Source organism: Pseudomonas sp. GZJR-8 (genome assembly GCF_002916705.1).
GTDB classification, from domain to species: domain Bacteria; phylum Pseudomonadota; class Gammaproteobacteria; order Pseudomonadales; family Pseudomonadaceae; genus Aquipseudomonas; species Aquipseudomonas synxantha_A.
This window is the reverse complement of record NZ_JXSI01000015.1, coordinates 36,628-59,070: the sequence shown is the minus strand read 5'-3', so window position 1 is coordinate 59,070 and position 22,443 is coordinate 36,628. Positions and strand designations below refer to the sequence as shown.

Here is a 22,443-nt window from a genome sequence, read left to right as displayed (position 1 = left end):
TTGTTGGAAAGACACTAGGTGAAGACTCTCATTGTGGCGAGAAAGCTTGCTCCCTCGCCACAGGACACTCAGGTGTAGATAAACCGATTCACAACGCCCTCAAGCATCTCCTGTCGACCACTCACGGCCTGCGGATTCAGTTCGTGGGCAAACGCATGTTCAGCCAATGATTCCAGGCTGAACTGACCTGCCAGCACCGCCTGGCCCAATGGCTGCTGCCACCCGGCGTAACGCTGGTCCTTGAATTGCTGCAACGTGTCGTTCTGCACCATCGCCGCCGCACGTTCCAGGGCCAGCGCCAGCACATCCATGGCTGCCACATGCCCGTGGAACAGGTCCACCTCGTCCAGGCTTTGGCGGCGCACCTTGGAATCGAAATTGTAGCCACCGTTCTTGAAGCCTCCGGCCTTGAGGATTTCATAGGTGGCCAGGGTCATTTCTTCGACGCTGTTGGGGAACTGGTCGGTGTCCCAGCCGTTCTGCGGGTCGCCGCGGTTGGCGTCGATGCTGCCGAAGATCCCGAGGGACACGGCCGTGGCAATTTCATGATGAAAACTGTGCCCGGCCAACGTCGCGTGGTTGGCCTCGATGTTCACCTTGATTTCGTTCTCCAGGCCGTATTCATGCAGGAAGCCGAACACCGTGGCACTGTCGTAGTCGTACTGGTGCTTGGTAGGCTCCTGAGGTTTTGGCTCGATCAACAGGTCACCCGTAAAGCCGATCTTGTGCTTGTGCTCCACCACCATGCGCATAAACCGGCCGAGCTGCTCACGCTCACGCTTGAGGTCGGTGTTGAGCAGGGTTTCATAACCTTCACGGCCGCCCCACAACACATAGTTGGCGCCCTTGAGACGCAGCGTGGCATTCATCGCACTGAACACCTGCGCGGCGGCGAAGGCGAACACTTCCGGGTCGGGATTACTCGCGGCCCCGGCGGCAAAGCGCGGGTTGCTGAAGCAATTGGCGGTGCCCCACAGCAGCTTGATGCCGGTCTGTTCCTGATGGCGCTCCAGGTGATCGACCATCTGTGCGAAATGGTTGCGGTACTCCTTGAGCGAGCTGCCTTCCGGCGCTACGTCGGTGTCGTGAAAGCTGTAGTAGTCGATGCCCAGCTTGGAAAAAAACTCAAAGGCCGCCTCCGCTTTGCCGATTGCCACCTCCATCGGATCGCCATTGCGCTGCCATGGGCGTTTGAACGTACCCATGCCAAACATATCCGCTCCCGGCCACACAAAGGTATGCCAGTAACAGGCGGCCATGCGCAGGTGTTCGCGCATGGGTTTGCCGAGGATCAGTTTGTTGGCGTCGTAATGGCGAAAGGCGAGGGGGGATGCGCTGGCAGGGCCTTCGAAGCGAACCTTCTCGACCCCGGGGAAGTACGGCATGGCGGTTTCCTTATTGTTCTGGGCGGTGTCTGGATACTAGCAACGGCGCCCTGGGCGCTGATTATGAAAATCACCAAGGTGTAGTGCGATTTTGCACAGCGAGGTCTAGTCTGCACCTACCGGCCCCAAGGACAAAAACAATGAAAACCCTACCGCCCGTGCACCGCATCGCTTTGCTCTTCAACGGCAGCAAAATCTACGACCGCGGCATCATCACCGGTATCGGCAATTACCTGAGCAGCACCCGCGCGTCCTGGGACTTGTTCCTGGAAGAGGATTTTCTCTGCCGTCTGCGCGGTATCGAGCGTTGGCAGGGAGACGGCATCATTGCCGACTTCGATGACCCGTTGATCGGCGAGGCGCTGGCCGGGAGTCGGATACCGGTGGTGGCGGTGGGGGGATCTTACGAGGATGTCAGCGCGTACCCCAAGGGCATTCCCTATGTCGCGACCGATAACCACGCCTTGATGAAGCTGGCCTACGAACACTTGATCGAGGCCGGGCTGACGCGCTTTGCCTGTTTCAGCCTGCCCGAAGCCCAGGCCAATCGTTGGGCGCAGGAGCGTGAGAAAGCCTTTCGCGGCTTGGTGCAACGCGATGGCTTGCCGGTGGAGATCTATCGCGGCCTGGGCACCAGTGCGCCGTTGTGGGACAGCGCGGTGGAGCAGCAGATTGCCTGGCTGCACAGCCTGCCCAAGCCCATCGGTATTATCGCGGTCACCGATGCTCGCGCCCGGCAGTTGTTGCAAGCTTGCCTGACGGCGGGCATTGCGGTGCCGGAGGAGGTGGCGTTGATTGGTATCGACAACGACCCGCTGACTCGGACCCTGACGCGGGTGCCGCTGAGTTCGGTGATCCAGGGCACCGAGACCATGGGCCGTACTGCCGCGGCCTTGCTGCATCAGATGCTGCACGGCAAGCCCTGCACCGGCACGCAGGTGCTGGTACCGCCGGATGCGATCAACGTGCAAGCCTCCAGCCTGCATCAGCCCTTGGGCAACCCTTATGTGATGCAGGCATTGCTGTTTATCCGCCAGTACGCGTGCCAGGGGATCAAGACCGACCAGGTCGCCGCCTATGTCGGGGTCTCACGCTCGTCATTGGAAGCGCACTTTCGCAAGGTGCGCGGGTGCAGCGTGCATGACGAAATCCTGCGCTTCAAACTCGCGGCCGCCGCCAAGGGCCTGGAGAACCAGGACCTGGCCATCGCCGACATCGCCGCCCGCTGCGGCTTCACCTCTGCGCAGTACTTGCATACGGTGTTTCGCCGCGAGTTTGGCTGTACGCCACGTCAGTATCAGCAGGGCAGGCCAGTTGCAGCGCCTGTTGCATGCTTGCCAGCTTGATCTGGGTTTCTTCGTACTCATTGGCCGGCAATGAGCCTTCGACAATGCCGCAGCCGGCAAACGCATGACAGTGCCTGGGGGTGATCAGCGCCGAGCGCAGGGCCACGAGAAAATCGCCATTGCCCTCGGCGTCCAGCCAGCCCACTGGCGCGGCATACCAGCCGCGATCAAAGCCTTCGTGTTCACGGATAAAATCCAGCGCAGGCGTGCGCGGTAGGCCGCCGACCGCGGGGGTAGGGTGCAAGGCTTGGATACCGTCCAGCAGGCGCTTGCCGGTGTTGAGCCTCGCGGTGATGGGCGTGCTCAAATGCTGCACGGTGGCAAGTTTCAGCAAGTTGGGGTGTGGCGCGGCGTGCAGGTCGCTGACCTTGTCACCCAAGGCTTGGGTAATGGTCTGTACCACCAGTCGATGCTCGTGCTGCTCTTTCGGATCGGCCAATAAACGTTCCCCCAGCGCCTGATCTTCATTGGGCTTTAACCCACGACGGGTGCTGCCTGCCAGGGCGTGGGTGGTGAGACGGCCCGCCTCGCAACTGAGCAACCGCTCGGGTGTGGCGCCCATGAAGCAGTGTTCGCCCCGGTGAATCGCGAACAAGTGCGAGGCGTTACGCCGAGCGTGCAGGCGGCCCATCACCGCGCCAGTGTCGAGCGCGGCGTCCAGGTGGTGGTCGATATGCCGCGCCAGCACCACCTTGCTCAAGTCACCCCGGGCGATGACGTTCAAGGCGGTGTCGACCTTGGCCTGCCATTGATCCCGCGGCAGTGCGACGCGTTCCACTACATGGGGGGCGGGGGCAACGTGGGTGGCTGGGTTGAGCAGTTGTTCAAGGGCGGCCAGGCTTGCTTGCACCAAGGTCGCAGGATCGCTGCCGGGCTCGACCACACGCTGGCAGCGCAGCCAGCGCCCGTGGCTGTCCTCGCTGAGCAACCAGTGGGCAAGGTGGAAACTGGCATCGGCAAACGGCGCCCAATGGGATGCGCAGGGCTGCTGCTCATCAAAGCGCATACCGCCCAGCAGCAAGGGCGGATGCGGGCCGTCCACCAGCGCATCGGCGCACAGTGCGAACCATTGGCGATCCACTTCGGCCATGCGCTGGGGCCCCGAGGCTTCGATCTGCCAGGTGCAGCCGAGGCCGAACAAACTTAAGTCCGGCGAGTGCGCACACCAGAAGAAACCCTGGCGATGGGCCTTGTACACTACCAGGGGCGCCAGCGTCGGCGCGGGGTAGGCGCTGACGGCAATAACGGGGCGCTGGTACGCCACCGCCCGTTGGTGCGCGGCCTGGAAGGTCTTGAGCAAATCGGCCGCGTTCATACGCACTGGCTCTTTTTCTGTAGCCAGAAGGCCGTCTGCTCGGCGATGTACCAGTGGATGATCTGGTTGAACAGGCCCTCGACAAACTCGCCATCCAGCCCGACCTCCTGCGCCCACTGCCGGCGCTGGGGCAACATCGCCGCAACGCGATCGGGTGCGGCAATGCTGGCCTGGTCGGGTTTGAATGCGGAGGCGGCCTTGACGTATTGCATGCGCAGGCCGAGGGCGTCGATGATCTGCTTGTCGAGGCTGTCGATGGCATGGCGAATGTCGTGAAGGCCAGTGCAGTGTTCCGGGGTTTTCATCGTGCGTCTCCCTGAAGGTAGGCGGTGCGCTGCAACAGGTGGTCGATCACCGGTCGCGGCTGATGCTTGAGGTAAAAGTGGTCGCCGTCGAACAGGCGGATGTCCGGGGTATGGCGGCTCAGGTCGGCCCAGGCGCGAGCCTGCTCCAGGCTGACTTCGGCGTCATCGCGGGCCAGCAGCACGTCCAGCGGTGCCGTTAACGGCTGCAGGTTCGCGGGCCGCCAGGTTTCAATGGCCTGGTAGTCGCTGCGCAACGCCGGCAGAAACAGCGTGCGTAACTGCGGGTTGGCCCACAGGTCTGCGGCCTGGCTGTCCTGGCGCAGGATGTCGGCAATCAACGCGCTGTCGTCCTGGCGATGCAGGTCGCTGGACGGCTGCCGGTGCGGCGGTGCGTGGGCCGAAACAAACACGTGGTCAGGGCCGACACCGTCGGCCTCCAGCAGCGTGCCGACGGCATAGGCAAGCGCCGCGCCCATGCTGTGGCCGAACAGCCACAGGGGCCGCGCAGGCAAGGTCAGCAACGCCTGGCTGATGTGCTCGGCGAGGGTCGCCAGGCATGGGATATGCGCTTCGTTGAAGCGCTCTTCGCGCCCGGGGTACTGCACTGCCAACAGGTCAATGTCACCCGGCAAATGCGCCAGCCACGGCCGAAAAAAGCTCGCGCTGCCACCGGCGTGGGGCAGGCACACCAGGCGTGCGCGGGGCTGTTGCCCCTCACGCAATACACGTAGCCACGGGCTCATAAGGCCAGCACCTGTTCCGCCAGGGCCTTGCGGTTGACCTTGCCCAGGCGCGTCAGCGGAAACTCGCGCAGCACCTGCAAGCGGTCTGGCAACTTGTAGGCCGCCAGCCCACGCTCGCGCAGCCAGGCGTTGATCGACGCCAGGTCCAATGGCGCGCCGTGGGCCAGTACGCAGGCGCAACTGCGCTCACCCAGCAACTCGTCGGCCAGCGCCACCAGCGCCACATCGCGGATCAGCGGATGGCCGAGCAGCAGGTTCTCGATCTCTTCCACCGGAATCTTTTCGCCGCCCCGGTTGATCACATCCTTGCTGCGCCCCTCGACGATCAAATGCCCTTCGGGCAGGCGCCGTACCAGGTCGCCGCTGCGATAAAAGCCATCGGCGGTAAAGGCGCGCTGGTTGTGCTCGCGAGCGTTGTAGTAACCGCGAATGGTGTAGGGCCCGCGCACCAGCAATTCACCGACGGCGCCGGGAGCCACCGGCACATCGTCGGCATCGACGATACGGATCTCATCCGCAGCGGTCAGCGGCAGGCCCTGGGTGTCGAAGACCAGCGCCTGCGGGTCATCCAGCCTGGTAAAGCACAGCAATCCTTCGGCCATGCCGTACACCTGTTGCAGGCCACAGCCCAGGGTGGGGCGGATGCGTGCGGCGATCTCGGCCTTGAGGCGTGCGCCACCGACTTGCAGCCATTGCAGGCTGCTGAGGTCGTTGTCGGACCATTGCGCCACTTCCAGCCACAGCAACACCAATGGCGGAATCAACGCCGTGTGGGTAATGCGTTCGCGCTCGATCAGTTCGAAGGCGGTGTCGGGGCTTGGTTCCGGCGCCAGTACCAGGGTGGCGCCGACACTGAACACCCCGAGTGCCCCCGGCGAGGCCAGCGGGAAGTTATGTGCCACCGGCAGCGCCGCCAGGTAACGGGTGTGGCGGTCGAAACCGCAGGCTTGCGCCGCCAGCCGGGCATTGCACGCATAGTCGTCATGGGTGCGCGGGATCAGCTTGGGCAGGCCAGTGGTGCCGCCGGACAGCAATAGCACCGCCACATCGCGAGCGTCCGGCGCCGGGAACGGGTGAGGCGCGGCGACGCAGTCGGCCAGGGCCACGAATTCCTCGGCCGCGCCTACCACCCACACCTGTTGCAGGCTCGACACCTGGCTACGCAAAGTGCGCGCCAGGGGCCGATAATCGAAGCCCAAGTGCTGGTCGATAATCACATAGGCCACCGCTTGGCTAAGGTGCGCCAAGTGGGCCAATTCATGTTCGCGGTGGGCCGGCAACGCAAACACCGGGATCGCTCCCAGGCGCAACAGAGCGAAGGTCAGGCTGAAAAACTCGGCGATATTGGGCAGTTGCACCAGCACTCGCTGGCCGGCGACCAGCCCGCGCGCGGCGAGGCCGGCGGCCAGGCGGTCGGCGTGTTGGTCCAGCTCGGCGTAGCTCCAGCGTCGGTTGCCGTCCACCAGCGCCTCTTGCTGCGGCGTACGCTGGGCTTGCTCACGCAGCAGTTGGCCCAGTGGCGCGCCTTGCCAGTAGCCTTGCTCGCGGTAGCGGCGGATAAAATCTTCGGGCCAGTCTGTGAATCCATCAAGCATGGCTATCTCCATGTGCAGTCGGGCAGCTCAGCAATTGCGCACCGTGTAACGTCAATGGTTGCGCCAGGCCGGCGACTTGCACCGCCTGTACGCCGGTAAATTCGGCGGGTTGCAGGTGCAACATCGGGTCATCGCCCGCGAGCAGGTTGAGGGCGGTGCGGTCGGCGGGGCTTACGCCCAAGTGAATGGCCGCCAGCCCCGTGGCGCCGTTGGGATGGATCAGTCGCTGCGGGTGCTGGGAGGGTGAATAGGGCGTGACCAGAAACGGCAGGCGCTCATGCCGTGGGTAAACAAACCGAAAGCGCGTCTGGCTGCCGTCCGCACAGGTGCGTTGCCACTTCACCACACGGCCCATGGCCACGCCGCCGGCCGCCAGGTTTGTCAGACGGGGTGCCAGGGCCAGGTCATCGCAGAGCAGCGCGAGGTCGCAAAACCCCTCACCCTGGGCAGCCCAGCGCAACATGCGCCGCCCGGCGCCACGCCCGGCCAGGCAGTCGATGGGCCACTTGAACAACCAGGCATGACGCGGGGTGGTGAGCAGCTCGATGATCGGCCCGCGGCTGAACCAGATATGCGCATGTTGCGCGCGGGCCTCGGCGGTGGCGTAGATGACCTCGAAACCGGCGGCGCGAAAGTTCGCCACCGCCTGGTGCAGGTCGCGAACCCACAGCAGCACATGGCTGCAGGACGAACGGGATTGGGCAGTGTTCAAAAGGGCAGGGCTCCCACGAGTTGCGCGCTGGGGTCAGCGCCAGGCGGCTGTACGGCGTCGGCGCAGCGATGCAGTTCGGTCATCGGCAGCGCACGGGGAATCGGCGGTTCAATCAGTTCCGGCATGCCGATCAGGCTGTTCATTTCACGCCAGGCCATCGACACCTCGGTGGCCCACATGCCGCTGCGCAGGCGCTGCGCCGGTTCGGCGATGTCGGCGCACAGCGCATCCAGGGCGAGGCTGACCGCATCGGGCCAGAGCTGGTTGAACACCTGGTGATAGCTGGCGGGTATGTGCGGGTCGAGCACCACCATGCTCGGCCCGGCCAATCGTTCACTGCCTTTGCCTGCCATGATCAGGCGGTCGGTGTCGTCCCGTGGTGCGTGCAGGCGTGGGTTCCACAGCACCGGGCCGTGGGTGTCGCACAGGCTCAGCACGCCGCCTTCACAGCCGACTTCAAGGCGATGCAGCAGGAACGAGTGGTTATCCGGGTCCTGGGGGTGCACCTGGTTTTGCACGCGCAGGCTGATCGGCACGCCATTGAAGCTGGCGTTCAACCGCGTGAAGGGCTGCGCACCGACACTGGCGGCCGGCGCCGCAAATACCCAGGGCCGCAAACCACCGGCCAGGCGCCCGAGAATATCCAGCAACGGGTAGGCCACCTGGCTGTTACAGGCCGCGTCGATATAGGCCAGCCCTTGTTGCTCACGCAGGTACGCGGCTACCGCCAGAAAACGCCGGATCGCAAGGATATTCGGGTACAGCGTATTGACCGCATAGGCCGCCTGGCCCTGACGCGCCGCCTGCATGCACGCGGCGATTTCGCGGTGATGCACCGGGTGTTCCTGCAATACGTGAATGCCACGGCGCAAGAACTGCTGGGCCAGTTCGCTGCCCACGCCACCGGTGGCGCCGGAACGCACCACCACGCAGGCAATGTCGACGCTATCGGGCACCTGCTCGACGGCCTCGTACAGCGCCACCCCGTAGTGATCGGCGCAGGCCTTTGAATAGGCATTGCCACGCGACAGGATGCCGACCAATTCATAGCGCTCATGGGCACGAGCCAAGGCTTGCAGGTAGATGCGGCCGAACGCGGTGCCGGCGACGATCACGCGTGGACGAGCGCGGCTCATGACCAGGTCACCGGCAGGCAGTGGGCACCGCGAAAGAACGTCGCCGTTTTCCACTGCACCTGCCCGCAGCGTTGCAGGTTGGGCAGGCGTTCTACCAAGGCTTGCAACGCCTCTTGCAACTCCACCCGCGCCAGCGCCGAGCCGATGCAGTGATGCAGGCCGTGGCCGAAGCCGAAATGGCCGCCGGCATCGCGTTGCAGGTTGAGGGTTTGCGGGTCGGCAAAGCGCGCCGGGTCATGGTTGGCCGCACCGATGGACGCGAAAACGGCTTCGCCCTGGCGAACCAGGGTTTCACCCACCTGGATATCTTCGAGGGCGTAATGCACAAACATCGCCGCCGACGCCAGCGGGATATAGCGCAGCAGTTCTTCCACCGCCTGCGGAATCTGCTCGGGATGGGCCTTGAGTTGTTGCCACTGTTCGGGGTTGTCCAGCAACACCAGAATGAAATTGGGGATCTGCGAAGCACTGCCTTCGTAGCCGGCGACGAGGATGGCGATGCACAACAGCAGCAGTTGGTCTTCGCTCAGGCGCTCGCCTTGGTCATCGGCCTGGGCCAGGGCGGTCATGAAATCGTCCTGAGGCTGACGGCGCCGCTCGGCGACCAGGCCCTTGATGTACTCGGCCAGTTCACCCAAGTGCTGTTGGGTCAACGCGGCGTCTTCGGCGCGGGTCGACAGCAATGAGTCGTTCCATACCTTAAAGCGTTCACGGTCTTGCAGCGGTACGCCCAGCAGCTCGCAAATCAACGCCAGGGGCAACGGTAAGGCATAGTCGCTAACCAAGTCGGCGGGCGGGCCGGCGGCGAGCATACGGTCGATCAACTCATGGGCGTAGGCCCGGGCATGGGGGCGCAGTGCTTCGACGCGCCGCCGGGTAAACGCCTGGGCGGCGCGGGAGCGGATCCGAGTGAGTTGCGGCGGGTCCATCATCACGATGCCGCCGGCAATTCGCGGGAATGCTCGCGGGGCATCGTCGCGGCGAAATGCTTCGCTGCGGCTGAAGCGCCGGTCGCCCAGCACCAGGCGCACATCGTCATAGCGCGTGGCGAGCCAGGCGGGCGCGCCGATGGGCATCTGGATACGCAGCAGGCCCGGTGCTTGCTGGGCATGGCGGTAAGGCTCGGCGAGCTCCAGGTCGGTGAAGGCATTGAAAGGGTAGGCCAGCGGGGTCATGGCAAGTCCTTGGCGGTAGGCAGGTCGGGCAAACGGTCGAGCAGTTCCAGGTGCAGGTCTGGGTGTTCCAGGTGCGCGGCCAGCGCGGCGCGGCTCAAGCGTTGGCAGGGCACTTGGGCGACGAACACACGATGGCCGAGCGACGCCAGCGGGTGGTCGGCGGCGGGCAGGCTGCGATTGCCCTGGAACCCGGCGCGGGCCAGGGCGGTTTGCCATTGGTTGAGGTCCAGGAAGGTACTGCTGCTCAGCGCGCGCTCATCGCTGGCCTGGTTGAGCATGAAAGCCTGGGAGGCCATCACCCAGAACTCCTCCTGGGTCGGCTCGCTGAACACCAGCCAGCCGCCGGGTTTGAGCAAGGCGAGCAGGGTGGCCAGGGAGCGCTCGGTGTCGCGGGCGGCATTCAGCACGCCCCCGGCGACGATCAGGTCCCAACTCTGGGTGCGATAGCCTTGGGCAGGGGCGGGGCGGTCGATATCAAACACCCCGTGGCGCACCCACGGCCAGGCGTGCAGACGCTCGGCGGCCTGTTCGCTGAAGTAGCGCGACACGTCGGTGCACAGATAGTCCACCGTGACCTTGGCCAGGGCCGGCACTACGGCCTGGGTGGTGGAACCGGTGCCGGCACCGACTTCCAGCACCCGCAAGGGCTCGGTGCCGCTCTGGCGCGCAGCCCAGGCGCCAATCCAGTGAGCCACGGCGCGATGCTGGTACTGCGCCGCCAGGCTTTCGCGGTACAACGCTGCCGCACGTTCGGTGCGGCCTTCGGGAAACAGCAGGTGCACCGCTGCGCACTCACCGCGCATCAACGCCGGCAACTGGCGAGCGTTGTCGCGCGCGTAATCGAGGGTGGCGCTGCCGCCAGTGTTGCGCGCCCAGTCCAGGCTCAACTGTGCCCAGATTCCCTCCAGGCTGGCGTCGCTCCAGGTGCTGGCGTCGAGGTTGGGATGCAGGTGGTCGCCTTGGCGGCGCAGCAAATCCTCGGCTTGGAGCACGTCGAGCCAGCGTGCGATGAGCGGGCGGTGGCCGGGGGCGATGCCGGCATTGGCGAGGCTGTGCGCCACATCGTTGAGCGGTGCGGGCAGCAGGCCGCACTGCTCCAGGCCATTGAGCATCGACAGCAAAGCGGCGTGGCTCAAGCGCTGGTTCAACTGTACGGCGTCGGTCAGCTGCGTGACGCTGAACTGCTGATCGACGGCGGCTGCGGTCGCGTCCAACTGATCGTCCACTGTCGCCGGTTTGCAAGGCTGGGGCACCGCGAACAGCGTCGTGCCGTGCAGCGCCACCGCATTCACCTGGGGATGTTCCAGTGCCCGCTGGCACCAGCGCTGGTGCTCACGCTTGACGCTGACCAGGTCGCGCCCGTCATCGGTAAAACCCTCTACGTGGCAATCGAGCTGCGCCGCTGCCCGTTCCGCCAACTGCCAGTCGCCCGGTCGGAGGCTGATGAACAACAGTTGTTGCAGATGGCTCAGATCACTCAGGGCCAGGGCGGGAAAGTCCAGCAGACGCTCCAGTTGTTCGGCGCTCATCATTACCACCGCCGGACGCTGGCGTTCGAGCACTGCCAGCAAACGGGCCGGGGCCTGTTGATGCAGGCCCAGGTCGGTAAAGACCGGCAAGCGCCAGGGGTGCTTGCCGGCGGGCAGTTCGATCAGCAAGGTGTCGATATTCATGCTCAAACTCCTCTGGCCTGGAACAAGCGCTGCCCCGCAGCAGCGAGCGGTTCGCCCGCGTCAGGCCATACCTCCAGCAACTCAAAACCTGCGACCTGCAAGGCCTGGCGCCACGCGTCGACGGCCATGAAGGCTTCATCGCCAGCACGCAGCGGCGCATCGGCCGGCGGCGACAGCAACAGGTGCATGAAGGTCAGCATCGCCGGGTTGTCGGCGATGGATTCACTGAACAGCAAGGCGCCGCCGTCGCGCAGGCTGGTGCGGATCTGGCCGAGGCAGTTGGGCAGGTCGCGGGCGTTGTGCAGCGCGTTGCCGGCAATCACCAGGTCTTGGCTGCGGGGCGCTATGCCCTGGTCGCTGAAGCGGCGATTGAGATCGAGCAGGCCGAACTGCATCCCCGGCTCAAGACGAAACTGACGCTGGGCCGCACTGGTGAACAGCGAGCTGATGTCGGTAAAGCGATAATCCTTCTCGCGTTCTTGCAGCGCCGTCAGCACCGTAGCGGTGGTGCAACCGGCGCCGCCGCCCAGCTCCAGCACCTGCAGCGGCCCGGCAGCGGCGCTGACTTGCCGCGCCCGGGCCCCCAAGGCTTGATTGATCGCCGCAGTGAAGTGGTTGTGCTGGTAGGTGCCCATCACCTTCACCGGGTCCCCGCCAAGCATCAGCAAGTGGGTGAGGGTGAACTGATCGCGCAGCAGGTCGGGCAGGCATTCGATCACTTGGGTATGCAGGCGCGCCATGCTGGCTGGAAAGCCCAATGCGGCATACAGGCGCGGCAGTTCACCCACTTGCGGGTCATCGGGGGGCACTTGCCAACCCAGGCGTTTACCTTCCTCGTGCAGCAGGCCGGCACGGGTCAACGCGGCCAGCCAGCGGCGTACCACCCAGGCATGACGGGCCGCCGTGCCCAGGGCCTGGTTGATGTGCTCGGCAGTGCGCCACGCCTGCAACGGCAACGCCTGGCTGTGCAGTAACACCTGGGCCATCACGCCCAGGCTCAAGTGTTCCAGCTCGTTCAGGGCGGTGTTCATAGGCAACCTTCTTGGGCGACATGCAGTTGATCGAGCGGGCCGTGCAACAGGTTCAAGCTAAGAATCGCCGAGGTGCACAGCAGGCGCTCCAGGCTGGCGGCGGGCGGCAGGGCCTGGGCCGCTTCATGGCAGCCGGCGCTGATCTCACCCTCCACCACGCTGATCACCGTGATCGCGGCCATGGCTGCGGTGAGCGCCGCATTGCCTGCGCCACTGAGCACCAGGCTGCGGGTCCGGACCTCGCTATCGTGCAGGCCCTCCAGTTGCAGCAGCAGGGTGACGAAGGGCGCCTGGCCGCTGAGGTCCAGGCGGCTGGCTTCGCACAACCGCTGCACCGCTTCTGCCCTTGGCAAGCCGTGAGCCTGGTCAAATGCCTTGAGCACGTAGCCGTCGGTGATCACGTTGAACCACTGGCCGACGTCCAGGTTCAGGTCCATGGCCAGACGTTCACCCTCAAGGTTCAGGTAGGGCAACAGGTGAACCGAGCCGGGAAAGCACGGCACCGACACCTCGCGCCGGCGCCGCAGTGCGCGGCTGCGACGCCCGTGTTGCCAGGCCGCCAACGGCTCGCTGCTGCCGTCCACCGCACCGTGCAAAAAGTCGTCGGCAGCCACGGCGGTAAAGTGATCGCGCAAGCCGAAATAGCTGGTCAGGCTGCGCACCTGAGTGAACGCCTGCTCGGCCAGCCAGCGCGGCAGCAGGCCGGTGAGCCCCGGTTGCAGGCCTGCGCCCAATATCGCGCAGCGGCCACGCCATTGGGCGGGGTCGAGGTGCATATGACCGGCGGCGTCGACGTAATGGGCGTCGGCCTGCAACGCTGCCAGCGCGGCACGGTCCTGCACGCGCCACGAGGGGCCCGCGCAGTTGAGCAGCACATCGCAACCGCGGGCGAAGGTGGCCAAAGCCTCGGCACCGTTGAAGTCCACTGCGGCCCATTGCAAACGGGCTTGGGGCCATTGCTGCTGGAGAACCTGCACGCAGTGCGCGCCCTTGGCGGCATCGCGCCCACCCAGGCGCAGCTCGTTCACTCCCAGCGTCAACAACGCCTTGGCGCTGGCCAGCCCCACGTCGCCACTGGCGCCCAACACCCCGATCAGCATGGCTGCGCCTCGGCTTTCAAGCGCCAGCCGCCGGCGCGCTGGCGGTCATGCCAGAACCCGGCGTAGCGACCGTTTTGGGCAAGTAATTGTGCGTGCGTCCCCGATTCCACCAATCGGCCTTCATCCAGCACCAGTATCTGGTCGGCGGCCATGATGGTGGGCAGGCGGTGGGCGATCACCAGCACTGTGGCATTTTTCATCAGGGCGTGAATCGCCGTCTGCACGAAGGCTTCGTTGTGCGGGTCCAGGGCCGCCGTGGCTTCATCCAGCAGTACGATGGGCGCCCGCTTGAGCAGGGCCCGGGCCAGGGATACCCGTTGGCGTTCGCCGCCGGACAGCGCCGCGCCACCTTCGCCTACCGGGGTGTTCCAGCCCTGGGGCAGGCGCGCGACGATTTCATCCACACCGGCCAATCGCGCCGCTTCGGCCACTTGCTCGGCGCTGGCGTCCGGGTTGCCGACGCGAATGTTGGCCTCCAGGCTGTCGTCGAACAGGTAGACGTCCTGCATCACCAGAGATAACTGCGCCATCAGCGCTGCGTTGGACAGCTCGCGTACGTCTACACCGCCAACCCTGACGCTGCCCTCGCTGGCATCGAAAAAGCGCATCAACAAGCGGGTGACAGTGGTTTTGCCCGAGCCCGAAGCGCCGACAATCGCGGTCATCGAATGCGCCGGTGCGCTGAAGGTCAGGTTATGCAGCACCTTTGGCCCGCTGGGGTACCCGAAGCTGACCTTGTCGAAGGCCAGGGTGCCGGGTGCCGTCAGCGGTTGGCTCACCGCGGGTTCCGGCAGCGGCGGCTCGCGCAGGATGCCCACCAGTTGCTCCAGGTCGTTAGCGGCCATGCGTAACAGACCACTGCGCGCCGCCGCTTCGGCCAGCGGCCCGACAAAACGTGCCGCCAGAGCGAGTAAGGCGACCAACTGGATGGCGTCGATTTCGCCATGGGCGGCCAGGGCGATTCCCACGCCCACCAGCAACGCAAACGCCAGTTGCACGGTCAGGCCACCGGCCAGCAACTTGGGAAAGGTCTGCGACAGCATCGAGCCGCCCGCGTGTTTCTGCACCAGGTTGGCGGCCTGCAACGGCGCGTAGCCGTCCTGGGTGCGACCAAAGGCGCGCAGCACTGGCTGGTAGCGGGCGAACTCGACCACGCGGTTACCGGCCAGAGTCGCGGCGGCTTCCACGCGCGCATCATTGCTGCCGATGGCGGCGGCCGACCAGTGATGGGTGAAGTAGATCAGCGGCGCGCACAATGCGGCGGTCAGGCCCAGGCGCCAGTCGAACACGAACAGGGTCAGCGCCACGGTAGCCGGCACTACCACGCCAGACACCACCGGCCCCAGGTAATGGGCAAACAAGCCGGTGACCATCAGCGTGCCGCTGGTGGCACTGCGCGACAGACGCCCGACCTTCTCGGAGTTGAACCAGCCCAGCGGCAGGCTGACCAGGTGCTGGCCAAGGCGGTCATGCAAGGTGGTCAACACCAGCAGCGCCAGGGCAAAGCCCTTCATGGCCTGCTGGTAATGGGCGATGCAGGTCAGCACCACCATCGCCGCCAGGCCAGCCAGCCAGAGGGACGCGCTGTGCAGGTCACCGGCAATCAGCGCGTGCAGGATCGGCACCAGCAACGCCACGGCCAGCCCTTGCAACACGGCACTGGTCACCAGCCAGGCGAGGTAGCGGTACAGGCGTGCGGCGTGGGCCGGGCCCAATAAAGTCACGAGGCTGCGGATCACAAGGACATCTCCAGGTCGGGGGCGGTGGTTTCGGTGCCGGCGCGCCACAGGCGGGCATAGGTGCCGTTCGCCGCCAGCAATTGCTCGTGAGTACCGTTTTCCAGCACGCGGCCCTGGTCGAGCACCACGATCTGGTCGACGCCGCAGATACTCGCCAGACGGTGGGCAATCACCAGTACCGTGCGGCCGCGGGCCAGGGCAGAGAGGGCATCCTGGATCAGCGCTTCGGATTCAGGGTCGGCGTGGGAGGTGGCTTCATCGAGGATCAGCACCGGCGTATCGGCCAGCAGCGTGCGAGCGATGGACAAGCGCTGGGCTTCACCGCCGGAAAAAATCGCGTCTTCGCCGATCACCGACTGATAGCCGCGGGGCAGGGCGCGGATGCGTTGATGAATCTGCGCGGAGCGTGCCGCGGCCTCGACGTCGGCATCGCTGGCCTCGGGGCGGCCCAAGCGTAGATTGTCGGCGACGGTGCCGTGCACCAGTTGCGCGTCCTGCAACACAAAGCCCACGTGTTGATACAGCTGGCGCGGGTCAATCTCGCGCACATCCACACCACCCACGCAGACCCGCCCGGCGTTGACGTCGTGAAAGCGCGGTACCAACTTGGCCAGGGTCGATTTGCCCGCGCCGGAGGCACCCACCAGCGCAGTGACGCTGCCGGCCGGGCAGTGCAGGTCGACGCCATTGAGGATCAGGTGCTCGGGGTCATAGCCGAACTGCACCTGTTCAAAACGAATATCACTGCCCTGGGGCATCCTGCACACCTTGGGCGTGGGCAGTTCCTCAACCTCAAGCAGCGCCTCGATGCGGTCGGCGGCCGCGAGGGCAGTGCGCTGGGCGGTGAGGCTCTGGTTGATCACCAGCAACGACTGCGGAATCACCACGGCTACCAGGGTTTCGGCGAACAACTCCAGCGCTGTAATCCAGCCCTGGGCCAGCAACAGGCTGCCCACCCCCAGGCTCACCAACAGAATTACCGGCACGCTCAGGGCCATCGATGAAAACGCTTCCAGGCGCAGCAGCGGCCGCACCCAGCCAGCGTATTGCGTGCTGAACTGGTCGACCGCCTGCTGATAGCTGCGATGGGCCTGGCCCACCTGGCCGAACGCCTTGACCACGGCAATACCGTGGACAAACTCGACAATCGCCGCGCTGACCCGGGTCATGCTCTTGTCGAGCAACTGCATCTTGGCGCCGAAGCCGCGCATCATCAGGCTGTAGGCCACCGCGTAGATCGGCTGGGTCAGCACCGCCAGCAGCGCCAGGCGCCAGTTCAATGTGGCCAACCAGATCAGCCCTGCCAGCGGGGTGACTATCGCCGCCGTCACTTCCACTGCGTGATGGGCAACCAGGTGGTGCAGGTCTTCCAGGTCGTCCTGCACCACTTTGCGCACCGCGCCGGAGGTGGTGTCGGTGTACCAGCCCAGCGGCACGCGCCCCAGCTTGCGCACCATGGCTTCGCGCAAGCTCGATTGCAGGCGGTGGTCGGCCAGGTGGGTCAGCCACAGCGCGACGCCGCTGGCCATCCAGCCAAGGCTCAGGGCGACCACTACCAGCGCCGCCCACAGCCACAACGTGTGGCTGTGGGCATTGCCGGCCAGCAGCAAGCGGCCCAGTTCGGTCAGGCCGATAAAGGGCACCAGGTTGACCAGTGCGCCGACGGCGGCGAATACCACACCGAGGCGGATCAGGCGGTTGACCGGGCGTTTGAGGGTATCGAGTGCGGTGCTCATGAGTTTTTCCGAAGGGCCTCAAGCAGGTGCGCGGTGACGGTGTGCACGTGGGGTGGCTCGATCACGCTGAAATGGTTGCCCGGCACGTCGATCAGGTTGAATTGCCCCAGGCACGCGTCCTCCCAGAACGGCGCCGCCAGATGGCCGACGCCGCCGGTGATCCCGAACGATTGCTGCTCCAGACAGCGCAGGTAGGTCATGTTGCCGAGGAACGGCGGCGGATCGAACCGTGCCGCCCGCATACTGTGGCGGCATACGCGGAACAGCGTGGGCACCAGCTCCGAGCCGATGGGCACCCCGGCCTGGCCGGACGCCAGGCGCGCATACTCGGCCAGGCGTTCTTCCTGGCTGCGCGCCGACTGTTGCTGCACCGCCAATGCCAGCGCCTCCAGGCCCGGGTCACCGCCCAAGGCAGCCATGGCCCCGGCGGGGACGCGGCGGTTGTCGCGGGCCATCAGCAGGTCGATGGCGCGGTACACGTCGTAGTCTTCGATATGCGCGCCGAACACGGTTTTCACCGGGTCCAGGTTGAGGTTGGGCACGAAGATCGCCTCATAGGCCAGCTCTTCGTCGGTGTCGATAAACATCGGGATACTGTCGATCAGGCTCAGGTCCACCACCTCCATGCCACGTTCCAGCAGGCGCCGGGCGACTTCGGTGGCGAGCAGGCCGCCCAGGCAGTAGCCGATCAACTGGAAGCGCTGATGGCCGTCGGCGATCAAGCGTTCGGTGTAGTCCTGGGCCACGCTTTCGATCAGGCGCTTGGGTTCCAGGGCCAGGTACTGCGCGGTGTCGGCCACCGCAAAACCGATCACCGGGCCGGCCTGCTGAGCGGCGAGTGAGCGGCCCAGGTGCTGGAAATAATCCAGGGTGCCGAGGGCCGCGTGGAACATCACCCGCACCGGGCCGACGTCGCCGCCGCCAAAGGGCACCACCAACGCGTTGCTGTTGGATGAACGCTGGGATTGGCCGGGCTTGACCGCAGACGGTGCGCTTTCTCCATGGTTGAGCAGGCGCGCCAGTGCGCTGACAGTCGGCTCGTTGAGCATCTGCCGCAACAGGGTGTCGTAGCTCAGGCGTTGCGCCTGGGGCAGTTGTTCGCGCAACTGGCCGGCGACCCGGGCGAGGATCAGCGAGTCGGCGCCTTTTTCGTAGAAGCTGTCGTCGGCACCGATCTGCGCCAGGCCCAGGGCCTCGGCCCACACTTGGCAAAGCTGCGCGGTGAGTGGGTCACTGGGTACCTGCTCGCTGCTGGCGGCTTGGGTATCCACGGCGGGGCGCCAGTTGGCCAGAGTCTTGCGGTCGACCTTGCCGTTGGCGGTCAAGGGCAGGCGGTCGAGTACTTGTACGTGCGCCGGCAGCATGTAGTCCGGCAGGCGTTGCGCGAGAGCGCGGCGCAGGCTGTCGACGCTCAGACGCTGGAACCCGGCCTTGAAGCGTGCGGCGAATACTTGCATACCCAGGGCCGCCAGCGGGTGGTCGGCGTGGGGCAGGGCCGGCAGGCTTTCGCCGCCGAATGCCTGGATACGCTCACGCCAGGTGTCGGCGCTGCACAAGCCGCTGCGGCCTTGGTCGTGATCGCCGCCTGACGGCGTCATCATGAAGCCCTGGGTCAGCAGAATCGGCGGCCATTCGCCGGTCGGCTCGCTGAACACCAGCCAGCCACCCGGGCTGAGCAGTTCGGTGATCTGGCCGAGGGCGTTGTCGATGTCCTTGACGCTGTTGAGCATGCCCGCGCACAGCACGATATCCACGCTGTTGCTGGCCAGGCCCTGGGGGCGGATGGGCTGATCGATGTCCAGCACGCCATAACGCACCCAGGCGTGGTCGGCAAAGCGTTGCCTGGCCGTCGGCAGGAAAAACGCGGTCATGTCGGTGAACAGGTAATCCACTTCGAGCCCATCGAGCAGGCTGATCACCGGTGCACTGGTGGCTCCGGTGCCCGCGCCGATTTCGAGGATGCGCAGCGGGCCGTCGCCGTCGTGGTGGGTAGCAAGGCGGTTGATCAGCGCAGCGATGCTGTGGTTGTTGTAGCGTGACACGGCATCCCCGCCATACAGCTGCAATGCCAGGTCTTGCTCGCCCTGAGGGAACAACAGGTCGAACGGGTTGACATCGCCGCGCAGCAGTTTTTGCAGTTGCCCGACGTGGTTGAGCTGGTAGTCGAGCAGCGTCTGGCTGCACAGCCCGGATGCGACCGCCTGTTCCACCCGGCCCCAGGCCAGCGCCGGGTTTGGCGCGCTGTCGAGCAGGCGATAGCGGGACTGTTCACCGTGCAACAGGCCCGCGTCACACAAGGCCGCGAGCCAGCGCCGCACCAGCCAGTGATGGCGGGGCTGCGCTTGCAGGGCCTGCAGGACGGTGGGTGCATCCGGTTCGGCCCACGCGCCGCTGAATAGATTGGCCTTGAGCATCACGTCCAGCATCGAACTCAACGCTGCGCCACTGAGGTCCGCCTGATAGTCGCGTACCTGTTGGGGGTCAAAGCTGCCGACCTGGCTGTCGGCGTAGCGCTGCACCGCCGTCAGCAACGGCGCACCGGGTAGCGGTTCGGGTTCGGCCCGCGCAGGCGTGACGAAGGCCAGCAGTTCGTCGCTGAACAGGCTGACCGCGCTGTCCACGCCCGGGGTGGAGAGCAGTGCGGCGTCGATTTCGCCCAGTTCCACCCGATGTCCACGGATCTTGACCTGGCCGTCGTTACGGCCGAGGAACTCCAGTTCACCCCCCGGCAGATAGCGGCCACGGTCACCGGTGCGGTACAGGCGCTGACCGTCGAGCGGGTGTGCAAAGAAGCGTGCCTCAGTCAACGCCGGGTCGCCCAGGTAACCCTGGGCCAGGCCGACGCCGGTGATGTACAGGTCACCCGGCACCCAGGTCGGCGCGTCGCGCCATTGGTTGTCCAGCACGCGAAAGCCCTGGTTGGCCAGCGGCAAGCCGTAGGGAATGCTGCGCCACGCGGGGTCAATTGCGCCGATGGGATGCAGGTTGGACCAGATCGAGGCTTCGGTGGCACCGCCCAGGGCCACCAGGGCCAGGCCCGGCAACAGCGCGTGCAGTTGCGGCGCCAGGTTCAGCGCGATCCAGTCACCCGACAACAACGCCAGGCGCAGGCTGTCGAGGGGGCGCGGCTCGGCTTGCAGGTAGTGGGCCAGCATCTGCAATTGCGCCGGTACCGAGTTCCACAGAGTCACCTGATGGCGCTGCACCAGCTCGGCCCAGTGCGACGGGTCGGCGCCGCGTGCCGGGTCGGGCAGCACCAGGGTGCCGCCCACCGCGAGGGGGCCGAACAGGTCATACACCGACAAATCGAAACTCAGTTGCGCCAGGCCCAACACGCGGTCGGCGGCGTTGACCGCAAAGCGCCGGTTGATGTCCTGCACGGTATTGAGCGCAGCGCGATGGCTGATCATCACGCCCTTGGGTTCACCGGTGGAGCCGGAGGTGTAGATCACATAAGCGAGATCGTCGGGGCTGCCGTGCGGTGCCGGGAAGTCCGATGGGGTCGACGCCAGTTGATCCACGGCATGCCAGTGCAAGCCCTCCGGCAATGGGGTGTGGGGCAGGGCCTGGGACTGGCCGAGCACGTGGCGCACCTTGGCGCTGTGCAGCACGCGGTCGCGGCGGGCGGCCGGGGCATGGCTGTCCAGAGGCAGGTAGGCGGCGCCGGCCAGGAGCACGCCGTAGGCCGCCACCACTTGGTCACGGCCCTTGGGCATCAGGATCGCCACCGGTTCCTGGGCGCGGCAACCGGCGGCGCTGAGGGCGGCAGCGACTGCCAAGGCACGCTCCATCAGGGCGGCGTAGGTCAGGCTGCCGTGGGCATCGATCACTGCCAGGGCCTGCGGCTGTTCCCAGGCCATGCTCAGCAGGCTGTCATGCAGGCGGCCGGTGGGCAGCGGCGCGGCGGTGGCATTGGCGGCCAGGCGCTCACGTTGTTGCCAGGCCGGCAACGGCACTTGCATGGGGTGGTCCCAGGCGGCCGGGTCGAGGGCCAGTAACTGTAACTCGGCGACGAATGCCTGCTGCATGTCTTCGATCAGGCCGTCGGGGAACACGCCTTGGCGCACATCCCAGTGGATGTGCAAACCCTGCGCGTCGTCCATCACCTGGCAGTCGAGGGTCACCTGCGGAGTTTGGGTGATGCCGTGGCCGACCTGTCGCTGGCTGGCGGGAGGTGGTTCGATCGCCAGGCCGATAGCACTGGTGAACACCACCGGCATGGACGCCGCTTCACGCCCGCGCCGGCGACCGATTTCGCGCATCACCTGGATGCCGGAAAACAGCCGGTGCTCCAGGTCGGCAAACAGTTGATTGCCCAGTTGGCGTGCTTGGCTGGTGAAATCCTGGCCCTGGGGATCATTGACCTGCAACAGGCTGACCGAGGTGAAATCCCCAACCAGTTGACCCACTTGCGGATGCAGTGGCAAGCGGTTGAGCAGTGTCAGATTGAGGCTGAAGGTGGGTTGCTGGCTCCAGCGTTGCAAGGTGCCGACGTAGGCGCTGAGCACCACGATGGACGGGGTAAGGCCGAGGGCGCCTGCGGCGCTTTTCAAGGCTGCCCATGACTGTGTGTCGAGTTGCGCGCAGTGGCGCTGGAAGCGCGGCACGCTGGTGTCTTCGCCGCTCAGGGGCGCCGGCAGTTGCGGGGCGGGGGGCAGTTCATCGATACGCGCCATCCAGTAGTCACGGTCGCGTTGGTGGCGGCTGCCTTCGAGCAGGCCCCGTTCGGCCAGCAGGTAGTCGCGAAAGGTGATGTCCAGGCTGGGCAAGTTGGCCTGGGGGTCGTGCAGTAGCTGTTCCAGTTCATTGAACAGCAGTTGCGCGCTGGCCCAGTCGGCAATCAATGAGTCCATGGAGAAGTGCAGGGTGTCGCCGCTGTCGCTGCGGCTCAGGCGCAATTCGAATAGCGGCCAGATATCGGTAGGGTAGAGCTTCTGCTCCATGGCCTCACGTATCTGCTGCACGGCGTGCTGGTGCTGTTCACGAGTGGCGCCGCGCAGGTCGGCGACGTCCACCGGGTAATGGGCGACTTCGGCCAGCACGCGCTGGGAGCCTTCGCTGGCGATCACCACGCGCAGCATGTCGTGCCGGGCAATCAGGCGGTTCCAGGCGTGTTCGACCTGCTGCGGGTCGAGGCTCGGCCAGCTCAGTTCGAGGTAACCGTGGCAGGCCACGTTGCCGTAGCCGAATGATGACTGGCGGCCGAGCAGGTAGGCGTTCTGCACATCGGTGAGCGGGAACGGCGCGTGACGCTGTGCCGGGTCGGCCATTACCTGGGGCCGCTCCTGGGTTTGCAGCAGGTGCAGGATCTGCTGCTTGTGCTCGCGCAGTTGCGCCAGGCGCTCGGCGTCGAGCAGGCCCTGGGGCGCGCGGAATTTGAGTTGGCCATCCTGGGGCCAGAGTTCGACGCCCAGGGACTTGAGTTCGCTTAACAGTTTGGCGGCGGGCATGG

The 22,443-nt window shown here is 65.7% G+C and carries 15 protein-coding genes; 1 reads left to right on the top strand and 14 read right to left on the bottom strand.

All coding sequences use genetic code 11. The features are described from left to right. Nucleotides 1-68 precede the first annotated feature (68 nt). Nucleotides 69-1,385, bottom strand: a complete 1,317-nt coding sequence (xylA, locus tag TK42_RS23960; RefSeq protein WP_103735307.1) for a xylose isomerase — start codon at nucleotides 1,383-1,385, stop codon at nucleotides 69-71. 140 nt (nucleotides 1,386-1,525) lie between these two features. Between xylA and TK42_RS23955 the strand changes: the two genes are divergently transcribed. Next, entirely contained in the window at nucleotides 1,526-2,731 is a 1,206-nt protein-coding gene (locus tag TK42_RS23955; protein ID WP_103735306.1) for a XylR family transcriptional regulator, read from the top strand. Here the strand turns inward: TK42_RS23955 and TK42_RS23950 are convergent. From TK42_RS23950 to TK42_RS23890, 13 genes are read right to left on the bottom strand one after another with little or no spacing between them, the layout of a single operon-like run. After that, on the bottom strand, nucleotides 2,619-4,046 hold the full coding sequence (locus TK42_RS23950) for an isochorismate synthase (RefSeq protein WP_103735305.1): 1,428 nt from the start codon (nucleotides 4,044-4,046) through the stop codon (nucleotides 2,619-2,621). The genes TK42_RS23955 and TK42_RS23950 overlap by 113 nt on opposite strands. Then, nucleotides 4,043-4,351, bottom strand: a complete 309-nt coding sequence (locus TK42_RS23945) for an isochorismate lyase (protein ID WP_005787433.1) — start codon at nucleotides 4,349-4,351, stop codon at nucleotides 4,043-4,045. Before TK42_RS23945 ends, TK42_RS23950 begins: the two co-directional genes overlap by 4 nt. Then, complete coding sequence (locus TK42_RS23940) at nucleotides 4,348-5,094, bottom strand: thioesterase II family protein (RefSeq protein WP_103735304.1); 747 nt, start codon at nucleotides 5,092-5,094, stop codon at nucleotides 4,348-4,350. The genes TK42_RS23945 and TK42_RS23940 overlap by 4 nt, the downstream gene beginning before the upstream one ends. After that, on the bottom strand, nucleotides 5,091-6,689 hold the full coding sequence (locus tag TK42_RS23935) for a (2,3-dihydroxybenzoyl)adenylate synthase (RefSeq protein ID WP_103735303.1): 1,599 nt from the start codon (nucleotides 6,687-6,689) through the stop codon (nucleotides 5,091-5,093). Before TK42_RS23935 ends, TK42_RS23940 begins: the two co-directional genes overlap by 4 nt. Next, nucleotides 6,682-7,401, bottom strand: coding sequence for a VOC family protein (locus TK42_RS23930; RefSeq protein WP_032876535.1), 720 nt, complete (start codon nucleotides 7,399-7,401; stop codon nucleotides 6,682-6,684). Before TK42_RS23930 ends, TK42_RS23935 begins: the two co-directional genes overlap by 8 nt. Next, nucleotides 7,398-8,537, bottom strand: a complete 1,140-nt coding sequence (locus tag TK42_RS23925) for a Gfo/Idh/MocA family oxidoreductase (RefSeq protein WP_078821034.1) — start codon at nucleotides 8,535-8,537, stop codon at nucleotides 7,398-7,400. The genes TK42_RS23930 and TK42_RS23925 overlap by 4 nt, the downstream gene beginning before the upstream one ends. Next, nucleotides 8,534-9,712, bottom strand: a complete 1,179-nt coding sequence (locus TK42_RS23920; RefSeq protein WP_103735302.1) for a cytochrome P450 — start codon at nucleotides 9,710-9,712, stop codon at nucleotides 8,534-8,536. The genes TK42_RS23925 and TK42_RS23920 overlap by 4 nt, the downstream gene beginning before the upstream one ends. After that, nucleotides 9,709-11,385: a class I SAM-dependent methyltransferase gene (locus TK42_RS23915; protein WP_103735301.1), complete on the bottom strand. Its 1,677-nt coding sequence runs from the start codon at nucleotides 11,383-11,385 to the stop codon at nucleotides 9,709-9,711. The genes TK42_RS23920 and TK42_RS23915 overlap by 4 nt, the downstream gene beginning before the upstream one ends. Before the next feature lie 2 nt (nucleotides 11,386-11,387). Further along, a complete protein-coding gene (locus tag TK42_RS23910) occupies nucleotides 11,388-12,416 on the bottom strand; it encodes a class I SAM-dependent methyltransferase (RefSeq protein ID WP_103735300.1) in 1,029 nt (342 codons plus the stop codon). After that, nucleotides 12,413-13,516 (bottom strand): saccharopine dehydrogenase NADP-binding domain-containing protein, encoded by a 1,104-nt coding sequence (locus tag TK42_RS23905; RefSeq protein WP_103735299.1) that lies wholly within the window; start codon nucleotides 13,514-13,516, stop codon nucleotides 12,413-12,415. Before TK42_RS23905 ends, TK42_RS23910 begins: the two co-directional genes overlap by 4 nt. Next, complete coding sequence (locus tag TK42_RS23900; RefSeq protein WP_103735298.1) at nucleotides 13,510-15,255, bottom strand: ABC transporter ATP-binding protein; 1,746 nt, start codon at nucleotides 15,253-15,255, stop codon at nucleotides 13,510-13,512. The genes TK42_RS23905 and TK42_RS23900 overlap by 7 nt, the downstream gene beginning before the upstream one ends. After that, complete coding sequence (locus tag TK42_RS23895; RefSeq protein ID WP_103735297.1) at nucleotides 15,252-16,991, bottom strand: ABC transporter ATP-binding protein; 1,740 nt, start codon at nucleotides 16,989-16,991, stop codon at nucleotides 15,252-15,254. Before TK42_RS23895 ends, TK42_RS23900 begins: the two co-directional genes overlap by 4 nt. Beyond that, complete coding sequence (locus tag TK42_RS23890) at nucleotides 16,988-22,441, bottom strand: non-ribosomal peptide synthetase (RefSeq protein WP_103735296.1); 5,454 nt, start codon at nucleotides 22,439-22,441, stop codon at nucleotides 16,988-16,990. The genes TK42_RS23895 and TK42_RS23890 overlap by 4 nt, the downstream gene beginning before the upstream one ends. Nucleotides 22,442-22,443 lie beyond the last annotated feature (2 nt).